This is a genomic window from Alistipes shahii WAL 8301 (assembly GCF_025145845.1).
Taxonomy (GTDB): domain Bacteria; phylum Bacteroidota; class Bacteroidia; order Bacteroidales; family Rikenellaceae; genus Alistipes; species Alistipes shahii.
Genome location: NZ_CP102253.1, coordinates 1,897,179 through 1,912,729, shown reverse-complemented (window position 1 = coordinate 1,912,729; position 15,551 = coordinate 1,897,179). Strand labels below are relative to the sequence as shown.

The window sequence follows — 15,551 nt, the reverse complement described above, 5'->3', positions numbered from 1 at the left end:
CCGAATGCAGCGGGCGGGCCGCGACTTTTGCCGACCGCGGCCCTGCCTGCGCCCCGGAACCAAGAATTTCAATGACTGACCAATGAAAAAACTGACCATACTCATTCTGCTCGCCATGGCAGTGGTGTGCCGGGCTTCGGCACAGAACCGCGTGGTAACAGGCACGGTATCCGAAGAGGACGGTACGCCGCTGACGGGCGCCGTCGTCCAGGTCGTCGGCACGAACAATGCCGCCACGGCAGCGATCGACGGGCTTTATACACTCAAAAATGTCCCCTCCGGAGCCGTACTGCGTGTCTCCTTTCTGGGATACGATCCGGTCGAGAAGAAGGTCGATGCCGACCGCATGGATTTCATACTCAAAGCGAGCGCACAAGAAATCGCATCGGTCGTAGTGACCGGTATGCAAAAGATGGACAAGCGTATCTTCACCGGAGCCACGGACCAACTATTGGCCTCGGATGTCAAACTGGACGGCATCAGTGAAATCAGCCGCGGTCTTGAAGGCCGTTCTGCCGGCGTGTCCGTGCAAAACGTTTCCGGAACTTTCGGCGCCGCCCCGAAAATCCGCATTCGCGGCGCTACGTCGATCTTCGGAGACTCCAAGCCGTTGTGGGTGGTGGACGGTGTGATCATGGAGGATGTGATCAACGTCGACGCCAATTCCTTGTCGTCGGGCGACGCCACGACGCTCATCAGTTCGGCCATCGCCGGACTTAACGCCGATGACATCGAGAGTTTCCAGATTCTCAAGGATGGTTCGGCAACCTCGATCTACGGCGCCCGCGCCATGGCCGGAGTCATCGTCATCACCACGAAGAAAGGCACGCCCGGTATTACGAAAGTCAGTTACACCGGCGAATTCACGATGCGTATGGTTCCCAGCTACTCGAACTTCAACATCATGAATTCGCAAGAGCAGATGGCCGTCTACCAGGAGATGTACGACAAGGGATGGCTCAACTATGCCAATACCGTTTACCGCTCGGAAAGCGGCGTCTACGGCAAGTTGTCGCAACTGATCAACACCTACGACCCTGCCACAGGGCAGTTCGCCGTGCTGAACACCCCCGAAGGGCGCAACGCCTACCTGCGACAGGCGGAGTTCCGCAATACCGACTGGTTCAAGGAACTCTTCCGCAACAGCATTCAGCACAGCCACTCGGCCAGCATCTCCTCGGGCAGTGAAAAAGGCTCGTATTACGCTTCCGTCGGTGCGATGGTCGATCCGGGATGGAGCATCCAAAGCAAGGTGAACCGCTACACGCTTCTGGTCAATACCACGCAGCACATTCTCAAGGACAAGCTGACGCTGAACCTCATCGGCAACGCTTCGTACCGCGAACAGCGTGCACCGGGATCGCTCTCGTCGGAGGTAGACCCTGTGTTCGGAACCGTCAAACGCGATTTCGACATCAACCCCTACTCCTATGCATTGCGTTCGTCGCGCACGCTCGACCCTGATGAATTCTACACACGCAATTACACTCCGTTCAACATCAAGGACGAGTTGTCCAAGAACTATATGGACTTGAACGTGAGCGACGTAAAATTCCAGGCTGAACTCAAATGGAAGATTACTCCGAAAGTCGAAGTTTCGGCCCTTGGGGCAATCAAATATCAGGCTTCGAGCACCGAGCATCACATCGAGGACAGTTCGAACCAGGCGCAGGCCTACCGTTCGATGGCCACCTCAATCATTCAGAGCAACAATCCCTACCTTTACGACAATCCCGATGAGCCGAACCGTGACAAATACTCGATCCTTCCCCAGGGTGGTATCTACAAACGGAGCGACTTCCGCGCCAAGAGCCGCGATTTCCGGGCTTCGATCAGCTACAACGACACGTTCAACGACAAGCACATTCTGAATCTGTTCGGCATTGTGGAAGTCAATGCCATCGACCGCCGCGCCACCTCGTTCCAGGGCTGGGGCCTGCAATACGACATGGGCGAAACGCCGTTCTACATCCTGGATCTGTTTAAGAAACAACTGGAGGAAAACACCCAGTATTACAGCCTGTCCAATACACGGGAACGCAACGCCGCCTTCGCCGGCACATTCTCCTATTCCTACGACTACCGCTATACGATCAACGGTACGCTCCGTTACGAGGGTTCCAACCGGTTGGGCCGATCGCGTAAGGCGCGCTGGTTGCCGACCTGGAATATCGCCGGCAAGTGGAGCATCGACCAGGAGTCATTCTTCGAATCGTTGCGTCCGGCCTTCTCCAGCCTTGCGCTGCGACTCTCTTACAGCCTCACTGCCGACCGGGGCCCCACATGGGTCAATAACTCCACGGCTACGATCTATCCGCTGAACCCGTGGCGTGGTGCGACTGAAATCCGGGAACCTGCATTGAGTATTTCAGCTCCTGAGAATTCGGAACTGACCTATGAAAAAAAGCATGAGTTAAATGTCGGCCTCGACATGGGATTCCTCGACGACCGCATCACTCTCTCGATGGACGCCTACCGACGCAATAATTTCGACCTGATCGGCAACGTTGTAACAATGGGTTTGGGCGGTGCCGTGGATAAGCAGGGTAATGTCGCGGAGATGAAATCGCAGGGTGTGGAACTTTCGCTTTTCACCCGCAATATCGAACGTAAAAACTTCAAATGGCAGACCAATTTCATCTTTGCCTGGATGGACAACGAGGTAACCAAACTCAAAACCATGACGCGCATGATCGATTATATCACCGGCACAGGTTACTCGATGGAGGGTACGCCGCGCGGTTCGCTCTTTTCCCTGAAATTCAAGGGACTTAACGAGATGGGCATCCCGACGTTCCTCGCTGCTGACGGCAGCATTACCTCAACGAACATCCAGTTCCAGGAGACTGTGAATATGAGCAACCTCGTCTATGAAGGTCCTGTCGATCCTACCATCACGGGCAGCCTGGGTAATATCTTTAAGTGGAAGGGATTCACGCTCAACCTCTTCATGACCTACTCCTTTGGAAACGTCGTCCGTCTCGATCCGATTTTCTCGAACGGTTATTCCGATCTGACGGCCATGCCTCGGGAATTCGCCAATCGCTACCTCAATCCCGGCGACGAACGACGGACCAATGTCCCGGTTATCGCCAGCACGCGACAGAATAACGATATTTCCAATCTCTACGTCGCGTACAGCGCCTACAATTACTCTGATGTACGGGTCGCCAAAGGCGATTTCATCCGCATGAAAGAGATCTCACTCTCGTACGATTTTCCGCAATCGGTCTCTTCGAAATTGCGCATGAGCGGATTGTCGCTCAAATTCCAGGCAACCAACCCGTTTTTGATCTATTCGGACAAAAAGCTGCAAGGCCAGGATCCCGAGTTTTTCAATACGGGAGGTGTTGCAGTACCGATGCCCAAACAATTCACGCTGACGCTTCGTGTCAGCTTCTAAACCCGCTCCGCCATGAAAATCAAACAACTGATATCACGCATAATGCTTCTCGGCGCCGGTTCGCTCACACTCGCTGCCTGCAACGATTTCCTCGACGAACTGCCCGACAACCGTACTGAGCTCGATACGCCGGACAAAATCAACCGGCTGCTCGTGTCGGCCTATCCTTCACGCAGTTTCACCCGCATGTGCGAAATTGCATCGGACAACTGCGACGACATGGGAGCGAACAATCCTAACACCAGCCTGCTGCTGGAGCACAACAGCTACTGGATGGACATGAACGAGGCCGAGAACGATAGCAACAAAAATACCTGGCAGGCCTACTACTCCGCGATTGCCGCAGCCAACACCGCTCTGGAAGCGATCGAAAAACAGGGTACGCCCAAAGAATTGCTTCCGGCCAAAGCCGAGGCCCTGCTTTGCCGGGCCTATTCGCATTTTTGCCTCACGATGCTCTATTGTCTCCCTTATCATCCTGAAAAAAGTGGCGAATACCTGGGAGTCCCTTACATGGAAGCTCCCGAAACGACGCTCAATCCGGTTTATCACCGGGACAATCTCAAGGAGGTATATGAGAAAATCGACCGGGATATCGAGGAGGCGCTTCCTCTGGTCAGCGATGCCAACTATGCGGTTCCGAAGTACCACTTCAACCGCAGCGCCGCCTATGCCTTTGCCACGCGCTTCAACCTCTATTATCTGAAGTGGGAAAAGGTGGTCGAATACGCCTCCGAGGTCCTCGGCAGTGCCCCTTCGACCGTCATGCGCGACTGGGCGGCAGTCAAGCAGCTGGCCTGGGACGGCTCGGTCCGTACCCTCGACTACATCAGCGTCGGACACTCGTTCAACCTGCTGATGATTCCCATGGTGACCGGTAACGGATCGCTTTTTAACGCCTGGAGCAACTCCGGCGCGCGCTTCACTCACAACTACCGCGTCGCCAAGAGGGAGACCTACCGCGCGAAGCGGCCGATGGGCGGTCCGTGGGACCGGTGGAAGGACAACTGCATCGAAAAGGTCTACCAGCATCCTCCTTTCATTTGGCAGGACAACGATGTCAACAAGATCTACATGCCCAAATGGCCCAACCAGTGGGAGGTAACCGACCCGGTAACCGGCGTAGGAATCGGTCGTTCGACGATGGTGGCGTTCACAACCAATGAAACGGTGTTGAGCCGTGCAGAGGCCTATGTCCATCTCAAGGAGTACGACAAGGCAGTTGCCGACCTCAATGCCTGGATCGGCTCTTTCTATCTGGTCGGACAGAACGGCATCGAATCTCTGACCCGCGAACGCATCGCCGAGGTCTACGGTGATCCGTCATCGGATCGATACATCGCCGAATACACCGCTTTGGAGCCGACATCGCGCAAGCCGCTCCATCCCCACGGCTTTACAGTCGAGGCTGGTGAACAGGAGCACCTTATTCAGACCACGCTCTTTTGCCGCCGCATTGAGACCATCGCCGACGGACTGCGTTGGGGGGACATCAAACGCTACGGCATCGTGATTGATCGTTTCGACGACTCGGCCTACAACGATGACAATACAACCGGATTCACTGTTGCGGCCACGCTCGGCGAGAAAGATCTTCGACGTGCGCTCCAACTGCCTCAAGAGGTTATCACAGCCGGATTGGAGGCGAATCCCCGCAATGAGAATCGTCCTGACCATCCGTTCTGCCAATAACCAATTCGCCAAATATTTATATTGAATTATGCAACCGACAATCATATCCCTGTTCTTGCTTCTGCTTGTCGCAGGCGCAACGACCTCATGCGACAAGGACGAACCGGACGGCAAAAGCATCTTTGTCGATCCCGCCGAGGAAAAGACCGAGTTCGATTTCTGGCTCGACCGGCACTATACGGAACCTTACAACATTCGTTTCGAATACCGCATGCCTGACCGCGAAACCCACTTCAACTACTGGGTCTCGCCGCCGCCCGTGGACAAATCGATCGAGGTGGCCAAACTGATCAAATACTCGACGCTTGACGCCATGGCGGAACTGATGTCCGATCAGAAAGATCCATTGCTCTTCGCAAAGAGTTATTTCCCGCGGGTACTCTATTTGGTGGGCAGTTTTGAGATCAGCAGCACCGGAAACACCGTGCTGGCATCGGCTGAAAATGGCCTTCAAATCAATGTTCTCGGCGTAAAATTTTTCGACCGGGAAAAGGACAGCGAACGAATCGCCGGAACGATGCTTCATGAGTTCATGCATATCCTCGATGGTACATATCCCGTACCGAGCGACTACGATACCATTACGCAAAGCGATTATGTGGGTGACAAGTATGCCCAAAGCGGTAATGACTACATGGAGCTGGGCTTCGTTTCGAAGTATGCACGTTCGAGTCCCGCAGAGGACATCGCCGAAACGGGCGGACGCCTGATCAGCATGAGCGAGGAGGAGTGGGAGGCAATGCTCTCCTCGATCGAAAGCGCGGACGGCCGCGCCAAAATCGAGAAGAAGCGCTCGATTCTCATCGCATGGCTCCGCGACGATTTTGGCGTGGACGTTGCGAAGTGGAGCGACATCTACCTGCGCCGTCTTTCCGAACTCGGAGACATCGACTGGACAAATCTTGAAGATTAAACTGAATGTATGAAAAAGAGAATCAATATATTACTGCTGGCTGGGCTGTTATTCTCAGCCGTTGCATGCGACGATTCGGAAAATAACTTCAGCGAGTCGACCTCGACCCGGATCGAGCAGACGCTTGAACGCTACAAATTCGCATTGCAGGCCGGGAAGACATGGGTGATGGAGTATTTCCCTGACGAGAATCTCGGTTATGGCGGTTGGATTTATATCGTCGAATTCCAGGATGACCGTATGGTTAAGGCCTGGTTCGAGGGGAGCACTTTCGTCGAAGCCGACCCGCTGCGGACGGAATCGGAATATCGGGTCGAATTCTCGACCGGTCCCATGCTGAAATTTGCGACCCATAACGATTACCTGCATTTCTTCTCGTTTCCCGGAGACAACGGCGCCGGCTACCAAGGATGGAAAGGAGATTACGAATTCACGTTCATGTCGCTCTCTCCGGCTTTCGATGAAATCATTCTGCGGGGCATTAAAACCGGCAACCGGATTCGCATGACGCCGCTTTCGGGACAATACACGCCGGAGAGTTACCTCGAAACCATCCGCAGCAGCCAATTGGCGATCACCGAGACCGAATTCAAGGTAATGGCCAATGGCGAACAAATCGGGACACTCACGCGGCCCAACGCGACGCTGACGACCAATTTCCGGCAATATGCCGCCAGCAAAGTTTGGTCGTTCCGCTACAGTTATCGCCAACAAGCCTTCGACGATTATGGACGGCCGAAGGTGGACGAACATGGGAAACCGGTCTACGAAACGGTCGAAGCCAATGATCCCGTCAGCGTCATCTACCTGCCAGACGGCATCATGCAGTTTTATGCCCCCTACACGTTTCGGGGTGAATTGTTCGGACTTCCGAACCAGACGGTGCAAACCTTCAAATGGCAATTGGGACCTACCTCGGCATCGGATTGTTACGTTTGCACCGACTCGTTTCTCGACATCAAATTGGTTCCGTGATCCTTAAGAAATGTTTATTCGGTCCGGATGCCGTCTGCCGGCTCCGGACCTTTTTCCTTTAAAACCGATGAAACACTTCTCTTTCTTTCTGACGCTCCTCCTGCTGACGGCCTGTACCAGAGACCCGGAATCCGGCCCGGCTCCCGGCGTCGGACAAACCCCGATGCAGGAGTTTTACATACCCGGCGTATTCCGTATTAAGCTGCGCGAAACGGCAGCCGAACTCGACACCCGTGCCTTTACCCGCAGCGGTTCCGGCTCGGGAATCGCTGCATTCGATGCCGCCGCCACCCGTGCCGGGGCAACTGCCGTACAGCGTGTCTTTTCCGATGGCGACCGTTTCCGCGAACGCCGCCGCAGGGCCGGACTTCATCTGTGGTACGACGTTCATTTCTCCGGGGCGATTTCTGTCGCCGAGGCCATGGAACGCTTCGGCCGGGTGGATGAAGTCGAGTGCATCGAACCTGTTCCGCGTATGGTTCCCGCCGGGGCGACGGTCTCGCAAGCCGATTTCAGCCGCACCTCAGGTTCGGACAATGTCGCAATCCCCGGATTCGATGATCCGCTGCTGGTCAATCAGTGGATTTACCACCGGGTGGGCGCTGCGGTCGGATCGACGGCCGTGGCCGACCTCAACATTTTTCCGGCATGGAGCGTCAGCACCGGACATAAAGACGTCGTCGTCGCCGTGGTGGACGGCGGCATCGACTATACGCATCCCGATCTGGCAGCGAATATCTGGCGCGACGGACAGGGCGCCTGCGGCTACAACTTCTGCCGCCATAATACGGAGATCACCCCCAGCAGCCACGGCACGCATGTCGCAGGTACGATCGGCGCCGTCAACAACAACGGCATCGGCGTCTGCGGCATCGCGGGGGGCGACGGAACGCCCGGAAGCGGTGTGCGGCTGATGAGTTGCCAGATTTTCGACGAGCCGGGACGCGATGCCGCGACGATCGAGGAGATCATGGTCTGGACGGCCGACCATGGGGCCGTCATCAGCCAGAACAGCTGGACTTATGTCCCCGGTCTTCCGGACTTGTCGCAGTCGGGTAAAGCGGCCATCGACTATTTTATCGAGTATGCCGGGTGCGATGAGAACGGCAATCAGACAGGTCCCATGAAAGGCGGCATCGTCATTTTTGCCGCGGGCAACGACGGCATTTCCGACCCGGTGTTCCCGGGAGCCTACGAGAAAGTGGTGGCCGTAGCGTCGCTGGGCATCGACGGTCGTAAGGTCGCCGGGTCCAACTACGGTCCGTGGATCGACCTCGCGGCTTTGGGCGGCCATGCTACCGGCGACGAACGATTCCGCGTTTTCAGCACCACGACGAACGGCGGTTACGGTTACTCCGCAGGAACCTCGATGGCCGCGCCACAGGTTTCGGGCATTGCGGCCTTGGCTGTCGCCGCATTCGGCGTGCAAGGACCGGGGTTCACCAGCGAGAAATTGCGGGAAATGCTCGTGGGTTCGGGCCGAAAGCAGTTTACGGAAACGATCAATCCCGAGTATGCCGGAATGCTCGGTAACGGACTGGTCGATGCCGAATACGTTCTTTTCTATGATACCCGGCCGGATCCGGTCGACGAACGTACGATTGCGGTTTCGGGATACCGCACCCATGCGGAACTGTCGTGGCGTGTTCCGCGATGCTATCTGGAGCGTCCGGTCTCATCATTCGACGTTTACATCGACACCCGGACATTTTCGGCCGCTACGGTCGACGACATTCCTGCTACGGCCGTCAGACACACTTTTGCTTCCGATGCGGGTCTCGGTGAGACCTTCGCCTGTCGGATCGAGGGGCTGGAGCCGCGGCAAATCTATTGCTTGGCAATCGTCGGCCGAAGTCCGTCGGGCGTTCCGTCCCGCCCGGCCGTCATCTCCGTCCGGACCGGGGAAAATACCCCGCCCGAGGCAACCGTTCCCATTCCGAACCTCTTTCTGCAAAGTGACGACAAAGCGGGCAGGAGCATCGATCTTCAACTTTATTTTACCGATGCCGATGCTCCGGGCGATCGGCTCTCCTACTTTGTTTCGCCTTCCGCGGAAAAGGTCGTGGAGTGCCGCGTACAGGATTCGGAACTGCTCGTACGGCCCTGCGCTGCGGGCCGCACGACGCTGACCGTAACGGCAAGAGACCTCGACGGCGCCGCGGCGACTTCGGAATTCCAGGTGATCGTCGACGGTACGGGCGTTGCGATGGAGCTTTTCCCCAACCCATGCCGTGATGTACTCAACGTACGCATTCCGGACGCCGAGGGCGATTTTCCCATCCGGCTCCACAATGCGGCGGGGCAGCAGGTGCTCGCTACGCAGGTTTCGGTCCGTGCCGGCGACAACGGTAACACGGGGCGCATCGACGTATCCGGGCTTTCTCCCGGGACTTACAGCTGCACGGTCGAGTGCCGCGGCCGCAAACTCAACAGCCATATCATCAAACGATAACCGCAAACATCATGTCTATCTGCCAATCAATCAGATACTTTTCCGCGACATTTCTTTTCGCGACAGGCGGTTATGCGGCGCAAGCCCAGACCACTGATGCCGGGATCATGCCGTTCCTCGGCCTGGAAACCAATGCCCGTACAGCCGGTATGGCAGGGGCCGCGACAGCAGTTACGGACAATCCGTTGGCCGTTTACACCAATGCCGCGTTAAGTCTCATCGGCGAACGACATGCCGGAGGCACTCTGTTCTCCGGACCTTGGAATACGGCTTTCGACAGCGCCAATGTGCTTTACGGCGTGGGGGGATTTTATACTCCCGACTCGCGGAACGCCCTGTTGGCCGGAGTGCGTTATTTCCGCGGACCTTCGGTCGGGTTGACCGACGAACAGGGATTTCCCGCCGGAACGGCCCGTCCGCAAGACCTTTCGGCAGAGGTCGGTTACGGCCGTCGGATCGGCCGGAATCTGGCGTTTTCGCTGACGGCCCGTTACGTCCGTTCCGATCAGGGATTCGGGGAGAAACCGATGCAAGGCGTCTCGTTCGATATCGGTGCGGCCTATCGCGGGACGCTCCGCGCTGTGGAGGGTGCCCGCTGGATCGTCGGGCTGCGGCTGGCCGACATCGGCCCCGATGTGAAAGCCTCCGACGGAGAGCGCTGTGGCCTGCCGATACGTGGGTCGCTCGGAGGTTCGCTCCACCTGCCTTTTCGCTCGAACCACGTGCTCGGCATCGCTCTTGATTTGAGCCACCAGTTCCGGGGAGGGATCACCGGTTTGGCCGCAGGAGCCGAATACACCTTTTTTCGGCACGGTGTCGTGCGCGGCGGATACCACTTCGGTCAGAAGAACAAAGGAACAGGCAATTACGCTTCGTTGGGTTGCGGATTCATTGCAGGCCCCGTGCGGTGCGACGCCGCATGGCGCTTGGGCGGCGATAAATTCAATCCGCTCAACGACACGTTTCTCTTTTCGGTCGGATTTCTGTTGTAAACGGCGGTCGGCATCCATACGAAAGCAGCGGCATCTTCCGATGCCGCTGCTTTTTCCGTTGCAGGTCTGCTACTCGTCAATCCGGATGCAGCGAACCGACGCCCCTCGGTCGGAATAGGTATTCTGAGACTGACAGGTGACACTGTCTCCTTCTTTGTAGTTCGGAGCAGCCTTGAAAGCTCCGACCCGCCCCCAGGGGGAATAATCAGGGCCATCCATGTAATAAGCCGTACAAACTTCCACACCGCAACTTCCGGTATAGCCATTGGATCCCCCATCCGAGTTGCGCACATGCTGCGCACCTCCGGTCAGCGGAAAATACCACTTATTGTCCAGCAGGATTCCGCGCATCGTCGTAGCCACTACGGCATCGGGTGTTTCATTGTCTGTCAGCGCTATCCAGGCCTGGCTGCTCATCACTTTCCATCCCGGGGGACACGGGTCGTAAATCGTCTTCACACCGTGCGCGTCCTTCGATGGATTGCCCCATGCAGCCAATCCGGCCTTATCGGTCAGGTAATTTTCATTCTTGTAAAGCCAGAGGTGGGGGTTGGCCCGGCCCAGGTCGAATGCATCCTGCGACACATAACCCGTTCCGAGCGCCGTGTTGATGTCGATGGCGACCGTCGCCTTCGTATTGCCGATAATCTGGTGATGCGCCTCTCGGCCCCATGCTTCAAAAGTACCTCTGTCCAGCGCGGGAATTGGCGTATAGGCAGGAGCGAACCATAATCCGGTCATATAACTGACTTGTACACTCGTATAGTCCGGCAAGCCAGGGAACGGGTCTTTGCGTCCCCATTGGTAACAATTGCCCGTGGTCGAGGCCAAAGCGACATTGTTCAGCTGACCGCCGATATACGCTTGTTCGGGATCAATCAAAGCTCCCAGATCTCGATTCATCCATGTATAGCCGCCTTTCACGATCCAGTTCTCCGCAGCGTCGGGGTCATACCCCTCCGAGAAAACGATATTCCAGCTCCAGAGCACCTCGGCGTTCGTAATGCGCTTGTCCGCATCGGCTTCGATCTGATCATAGCCGAGCTCCTTGTCGATCGCCACGATCACCACATTGCCGTTGACGAAAGTTTCGGGCGTATCGAAATAAATATAGCCATCTTTCTTGAATTTCACGCTGCTGAGCACCACGGGCGACGCCTGTATCCATGGCAAATAGCTCGTCTGCAAACAACTGTACCACAGTACGAGGGCTGCTTTCGGCTCGATCCGGAGGTCCTCCTCCGTGTAGGAGAGGCCGCCGCAGGTCAGCGCCTTGCCGTTGCCCTTCACGTCGGCACGGAAGCGGTAGAATGTATTGGCCGCATCGGCATAATAGGTATTGGCCGTGCCCTCGGCACTCAGATCAATGACGGGAAGCGCATCCTCGGGGTCGAGCGTAGCCTCTCCTTCGACGACCACCGTTTTGCCCGTCGGAATACCGCCGTCGGCCGGAGCCTTCACGGTGGCGAAGATGTACTCTTTGCCATTGACGAGAGCGACGGCTTCGAATGTTTCACCGGCATGTCCGGGTGTTACGACCAAATGCAGCACCAGTGCCTCGGTGTCGGACGTATTGCCTGAACAGTCGAGTCGCACGGCATTGGAAACCACAGCTTCGGAGACGTTCACTTCACCTGTGCGCAGATCGACCGTGGCGTTTTCCATCGACACGGCGGCATTTTCGTTCGAGACGCAACGGAAAATCACGCCCTCGAGTTTCGCCCGCAGGTCGGTCGTCAGCCGGATTTCGAGTGCTGAAAAAAGATGTTTGAATTGCAGGTTGACGGCGTTGTCGCCCTTTTTGATCCCGCACGTAACGGCATAGAGAAAATCATGGGCTGCCAAAGTCGCCAACGGATCGCTTTCCGAACGAGTCTGCACAGCGGGCACCGACACCGGGATGGCCGTTACATCGACTGCGGCTCTGTCCGTATAGGGATAGTAGGCATAGAAATCGTGATCGGACGTTTCATCAGCCCAGCGGATCACATTGAGCCGGGAAGCAGCTGTAAAATCGCTCGTCGCTCCCGACACAGCCGCCTTGTAGGCGAAATTGGCTCCCAGGTTCTTGCCGCCGGACTCGGCGAAAAGGCCGATCAGATCGTTTTTGACCCAGTTCACCCGGAGCGCTGTTTCCGTATCCTCATAGGAGGTCCGGACTTTGGGACCGACAGTTGATCCCGAGAAAAGGATCTCGCCCTCCTGCGGTGTCGGCGACATGGTGTCGCCGTTTCCGGCGCATGCGACCGTCAGCAAGGCGGCCAACAGAATTATATAGTTTCGTTTCATCGTGTTCTAAATATTTTAAGGTTACTCCCAGCCTTCCCATTTGTCGAGGTCATCAATCTGTCCGTCGCCGTCAGTTGCATTTGGATCGAAGAGTGCTTTGTCGACGGCTTTCTTAAGGATTTTCTCCATTACGGCATAACCTGCCGCACTGGGATGCACACGGTCGTCCGGTGTCCAGGAGTATTCGAGTTTCAGTCCGTTCTGATCGTCTTTGAGCGCAGAATGGTAGTCGGCATAAACGAAGCCCCTCTCTTCGGCATACTGTTTCAGCAGCCTGTTTAACTCGACAACGCGCTGTCCAAGATCGGCATGAGCGGCATTCCATTCCTCGCTCTGCCACCAGATCCGGTTGGCCGGGGGCGTCGAGCCAATGACTACCTTGAAACCTCTTGCAGCGCCTGTTTCGGCCATCAGCCGGATGTCTGCGAAAACTCGTTCTATCGAGCAGGGCTGGCCGTCGTTTTCAGCCAGGTCGTTAACCCCGCAGGCGATAACCACGCACGCCGGATCGTTGACAATTACGTCGTTGTAAAAACGCGCGCTGATCTGGAGCGAGGTCTGACCGCTGATGCCCTTGGGCAGGTAGTCGTTGTCGGAAAAGAAGGTCTTGTTGTCGGTACGTCCCTGCCATACTTCCGTAATGGAGTTGCCGATCAGTACGGCTCGCGGACCCTCCAGACGCCCTTTGGGCATTGCCGTCGTCTGCTCGCGAACGCAGCGCAGCTGGTAGCCGGCTCCCGTATACGAGTTGTAGGACGAATATCCGCCCAGGCCACCCTGGACCGGGTAATAGTTGCCGCTGGCGCTGGAACTGGTCAGCACGAGCATCTTGTTGGTGAGCGAACGGATATGGCTGCCGTTGAAGGCTGACTGCCGCTGTCCGGTATAGGGGAAATAGAGATCGTATGCACGGGAGTAACGCCCGAACGGTTTTTCATCGAGTTCCGCAACGTTGCCGAGGGCGAAATCGAGGGCTTCGGGCGGCGCCACTTTCCAGCCCGCGGGACACGGGTCGTAAATGCTCTTCAGATTGTCGCCGACGTATTCGCTTCCCCACAACCAGAACCATCCGGTCTGATTCTCAGCCGAACCTGTATTATTGAACCACGAATAGGAGGGGGTGTGCCAGTTGTCGGCCTGAACGCCGCTGACCTCTTTGGCCATCCAACGGTAGGGATATTTCACAGACAGGGCAACGGCGTCGTCAACAGCCTTGTCACCCACGGCATAGGCGTTATTTGCCCCGATCTTGCCGAACATCATGTTCCGAGCGCCCCAACTCTCGGAGGAATAATCCTGCTGCAATTCTTCAATAGGCGTATAAGTTGGAAGTCCCCAGTACATCTCGCTGCCGAATCCCGTGTCGTCGTACTCCGCAGCTGCCGGGAACGGGTCCTTGCGCCCCCACTGATAATAGTTGCCTAAAGCCCAAGCCGCAACGCGTTTATCCGAGGAGTTCATCGCCTCGCGTCCCGCCATGGCGCCCAGATTACGGTCCATCATCATATAACGGCCGACCTGTCGCGCTTCGGCGTCGCAATCGTAATTCTCGACAGCCCAGATATTCCAGCTCCAAAGGACTTCGCCGCCGGCATCATAAGCTGCAATCAGGGCATTGCCGGGAACGAACTCGGCCGGGGTAGTGAAGTAGACGTTACCTTCCCAGTCGTCATACTCTACGGATTCGATAGTCACGGGGCTTTCGCGTACCCAGCCGTCGGCCGTTTTCGGCGAATTGTACCACACGAGTTTTGCCGCCATAGGCTTGATAGCCAGATCAGTCTCGGAGTAGGATTTGGTTACCGGATGGCCGTCTACCGAGTACGAGTAGGTGCGCGGCACCCCGTTGCCCTTGGTCGTTGCACGGAACTTATAGGTCGTACCGGGTTTGGTTATCAGATAAGTGTTCGCCGTACCGTTAGCGCTCAAGTCCTCCGCGATGCGCTGTGGAAATTCGTAACCCAATGAGAATATGGTCAACCGTCCGGCAGGAATTCCGGTTTCGGGAACGGTCACCGATCCCAGCGACAGATGCTTTTCTCCGTAATCGACCAGCACTTCCAGCGTTTTTCCAGCTTCTACGGGATTCACAGCCAGGAAAAAGCTCGTCGGCGTGCGTGAAATCGTCGCTTGTCCTTCGATTTCATAGTTTATCTCGGCTGCCGTCTGCTCTCCGGGTGTTACCGCCCCGTTCCGCAGATTCAGCGACCCCGTTTCGAAAGCCAATATCCCGCCGTCGATACTGCGCAACGTTATGTTCTTGACATCCGATAATGTCCGGTCGGCGGCAAGTCGGAGTTCGATGACCGCAGCAACGCTTTCGAATGGCAAGGATACGGTTTCGACAGGATCTTTCACACCCTTGCTCACGGCATATAAATTGACCAGTTTTTTCAGATGCTTCGTAGCGCCCGGCGCTCCTTTCTGTTTCGCAGCAATCGCCACCGGAACAGCCGTCAAATCATCGTATGTCGTACGATAAGGATAATAGGCGTAGAAATCGCGTGAGGCAGCACCGGCGCTCCACACGATTCGCCGGTCCTGCGAAGGACAGACGAACTGCGTATTTGCCGCCGATGAAAAGGCCGCATAATAAATATTGGCATGCTCGACGGTCTCGCCGTCGGCTGCAAACAGCCCGATCCGGTCTACATCGGCATTCCAGATCAGATCAAGCCCTTTTTCAGCCGGGTCCACAGTCTTGAATGAAACCGATCCCTGGAATGAGACCACATCCGGATCAGATGATCCATTCTGCGTGGGATCTTTTTGACAGGCCGCGATAACCACCGTCAAAAATAAAAGTGTTAAGAGTCGCAGTTTCTCCATAATTTG

At 56.3% G+C, this 15,551-nt stretch carries 8 protein-coding genes; 6 read left to right on the top strand and 2 right to left on the bottom strand.

Annotation, left to right across the window (positions count from 1 at the left end; all coding sequences use genetic code 11):
* Window positions 1-82: 82 nt before the first annotated feature.
* From NQ492_RS08270 to NQ492_RS08245, 6 genes are all read left to right on the top strand, one after another.
* Window positions 83-3,403 carry a SusC/RagA family TonB-linked outer membrane protein gene (locus NQ492_RS08270; RefSeq protein ID WP_015548103.1) on the top strand — a complete coding sequence of 1,107 codons (3,321 nt, stop codon included), beginning with the start codon at window positions 83-85 and terminating at the stop codon, window positions 3,401-3,403.
* A 12-nt stretch (window positions 3,404-3,415) separates the two neighbouring features.
* Window positions 3,416-5,095, top strand: a complete 1,680-nt coding sequence (locus tag NQ492_RS08265; RefSeq protein ID WP_015548102.1) for a RagB/SusD family nutrient uptake outer membrane protein — start codon at window positions 3,416-3,418, stop codon at window positions 5,093-5,095.
* 28 nt (window positions 5,096-5,123) lie between these two features.
* The gene (locus tag NQ492_RS08260; RefSeq protein WP_015548101.1) at window positions 5,124-6,008 is read left to right on the top strand and encodes a putative zinc-binding metallopeptidase; all 885 of its coding nucleotides are present in this window, start codon (window positions 5,124-5,126) and stop codon (window positions 6,006-6,008) included.
* A 9-nt stretch (window positions 6,009-6,017) separates the two neighbouring features.
* Window positions 6,018-6,983: a DUF4302 domain-containing protein gene (locus tag NQ492_RS08255; protein WP_015548100.1), complete on the top strand. Its 966-nt coding sequence runs from the start codon at window positions 6,018-6,020 to the stop codon at window positions 6,981-6,983.
* 67 nt (window positions 6,984-7,050) lie between these two features.
* Window positions 7,051-9,435, top strand: coding sequence for a S8 family serine peptidase (locus tag NQ492_RS08250; RefSeq protein ID WP_015548099.1), 2,385 nt, complete (start codon window positions 7,051-7,053; stop codon window positions 9,433-9,435).
* 11 nt (window positions 9,436-9,446) lie between these two features.
* Window positions 9,447-10,427: a PorV/PorQ family protein gene (locus NQ492_RS08245; protein ID WP_015548098.1), complete on the top strand. Its 981-nt coding sequence runs from the start codon at window positions 9,447-9,449 to the stop codon at window positions 10,425-10,427.
* A 69-nt stretch (window positions 10,428-10,496) separates the two neighbouring features.
* Here the strand turns inward: NQ492_RS08245 and NQ492_RS08240 are convergent, their stop codons facing one another.
* Together NQ492_RS08240 and NQ492_RS08235 are read right to left on the bottom strand one after the other, a co-directional pair.
* Window positions 10,497-12,716 carry a fimbrillin family protein gene (locus tag NQ492_RS08240; RefSeq protein WP_015548097.1) on the bottom strand — a complete coding sequence of 740 codons (2,220 nt, stop codon included), beginning with the start codon at window positions 12,714-12,716 and terminating at the stop codon, window positions 10,497-10,499.
* A 21-nt stretch (window positions 12,717-12,737) separates the two neighbouring features.
* A complete protein-coding gene (locus NQ492_RS08235) occupies window positions 12,738-15,413 on the bottom strand; it encodes a GDSL-type esterase/lipase family protein (protein ID WP_195285834.1) in 2,676 nt (891 codons plus the stop codon).
* Window positions 15,414-15,551: the final 138 nt, after the last annotated feature.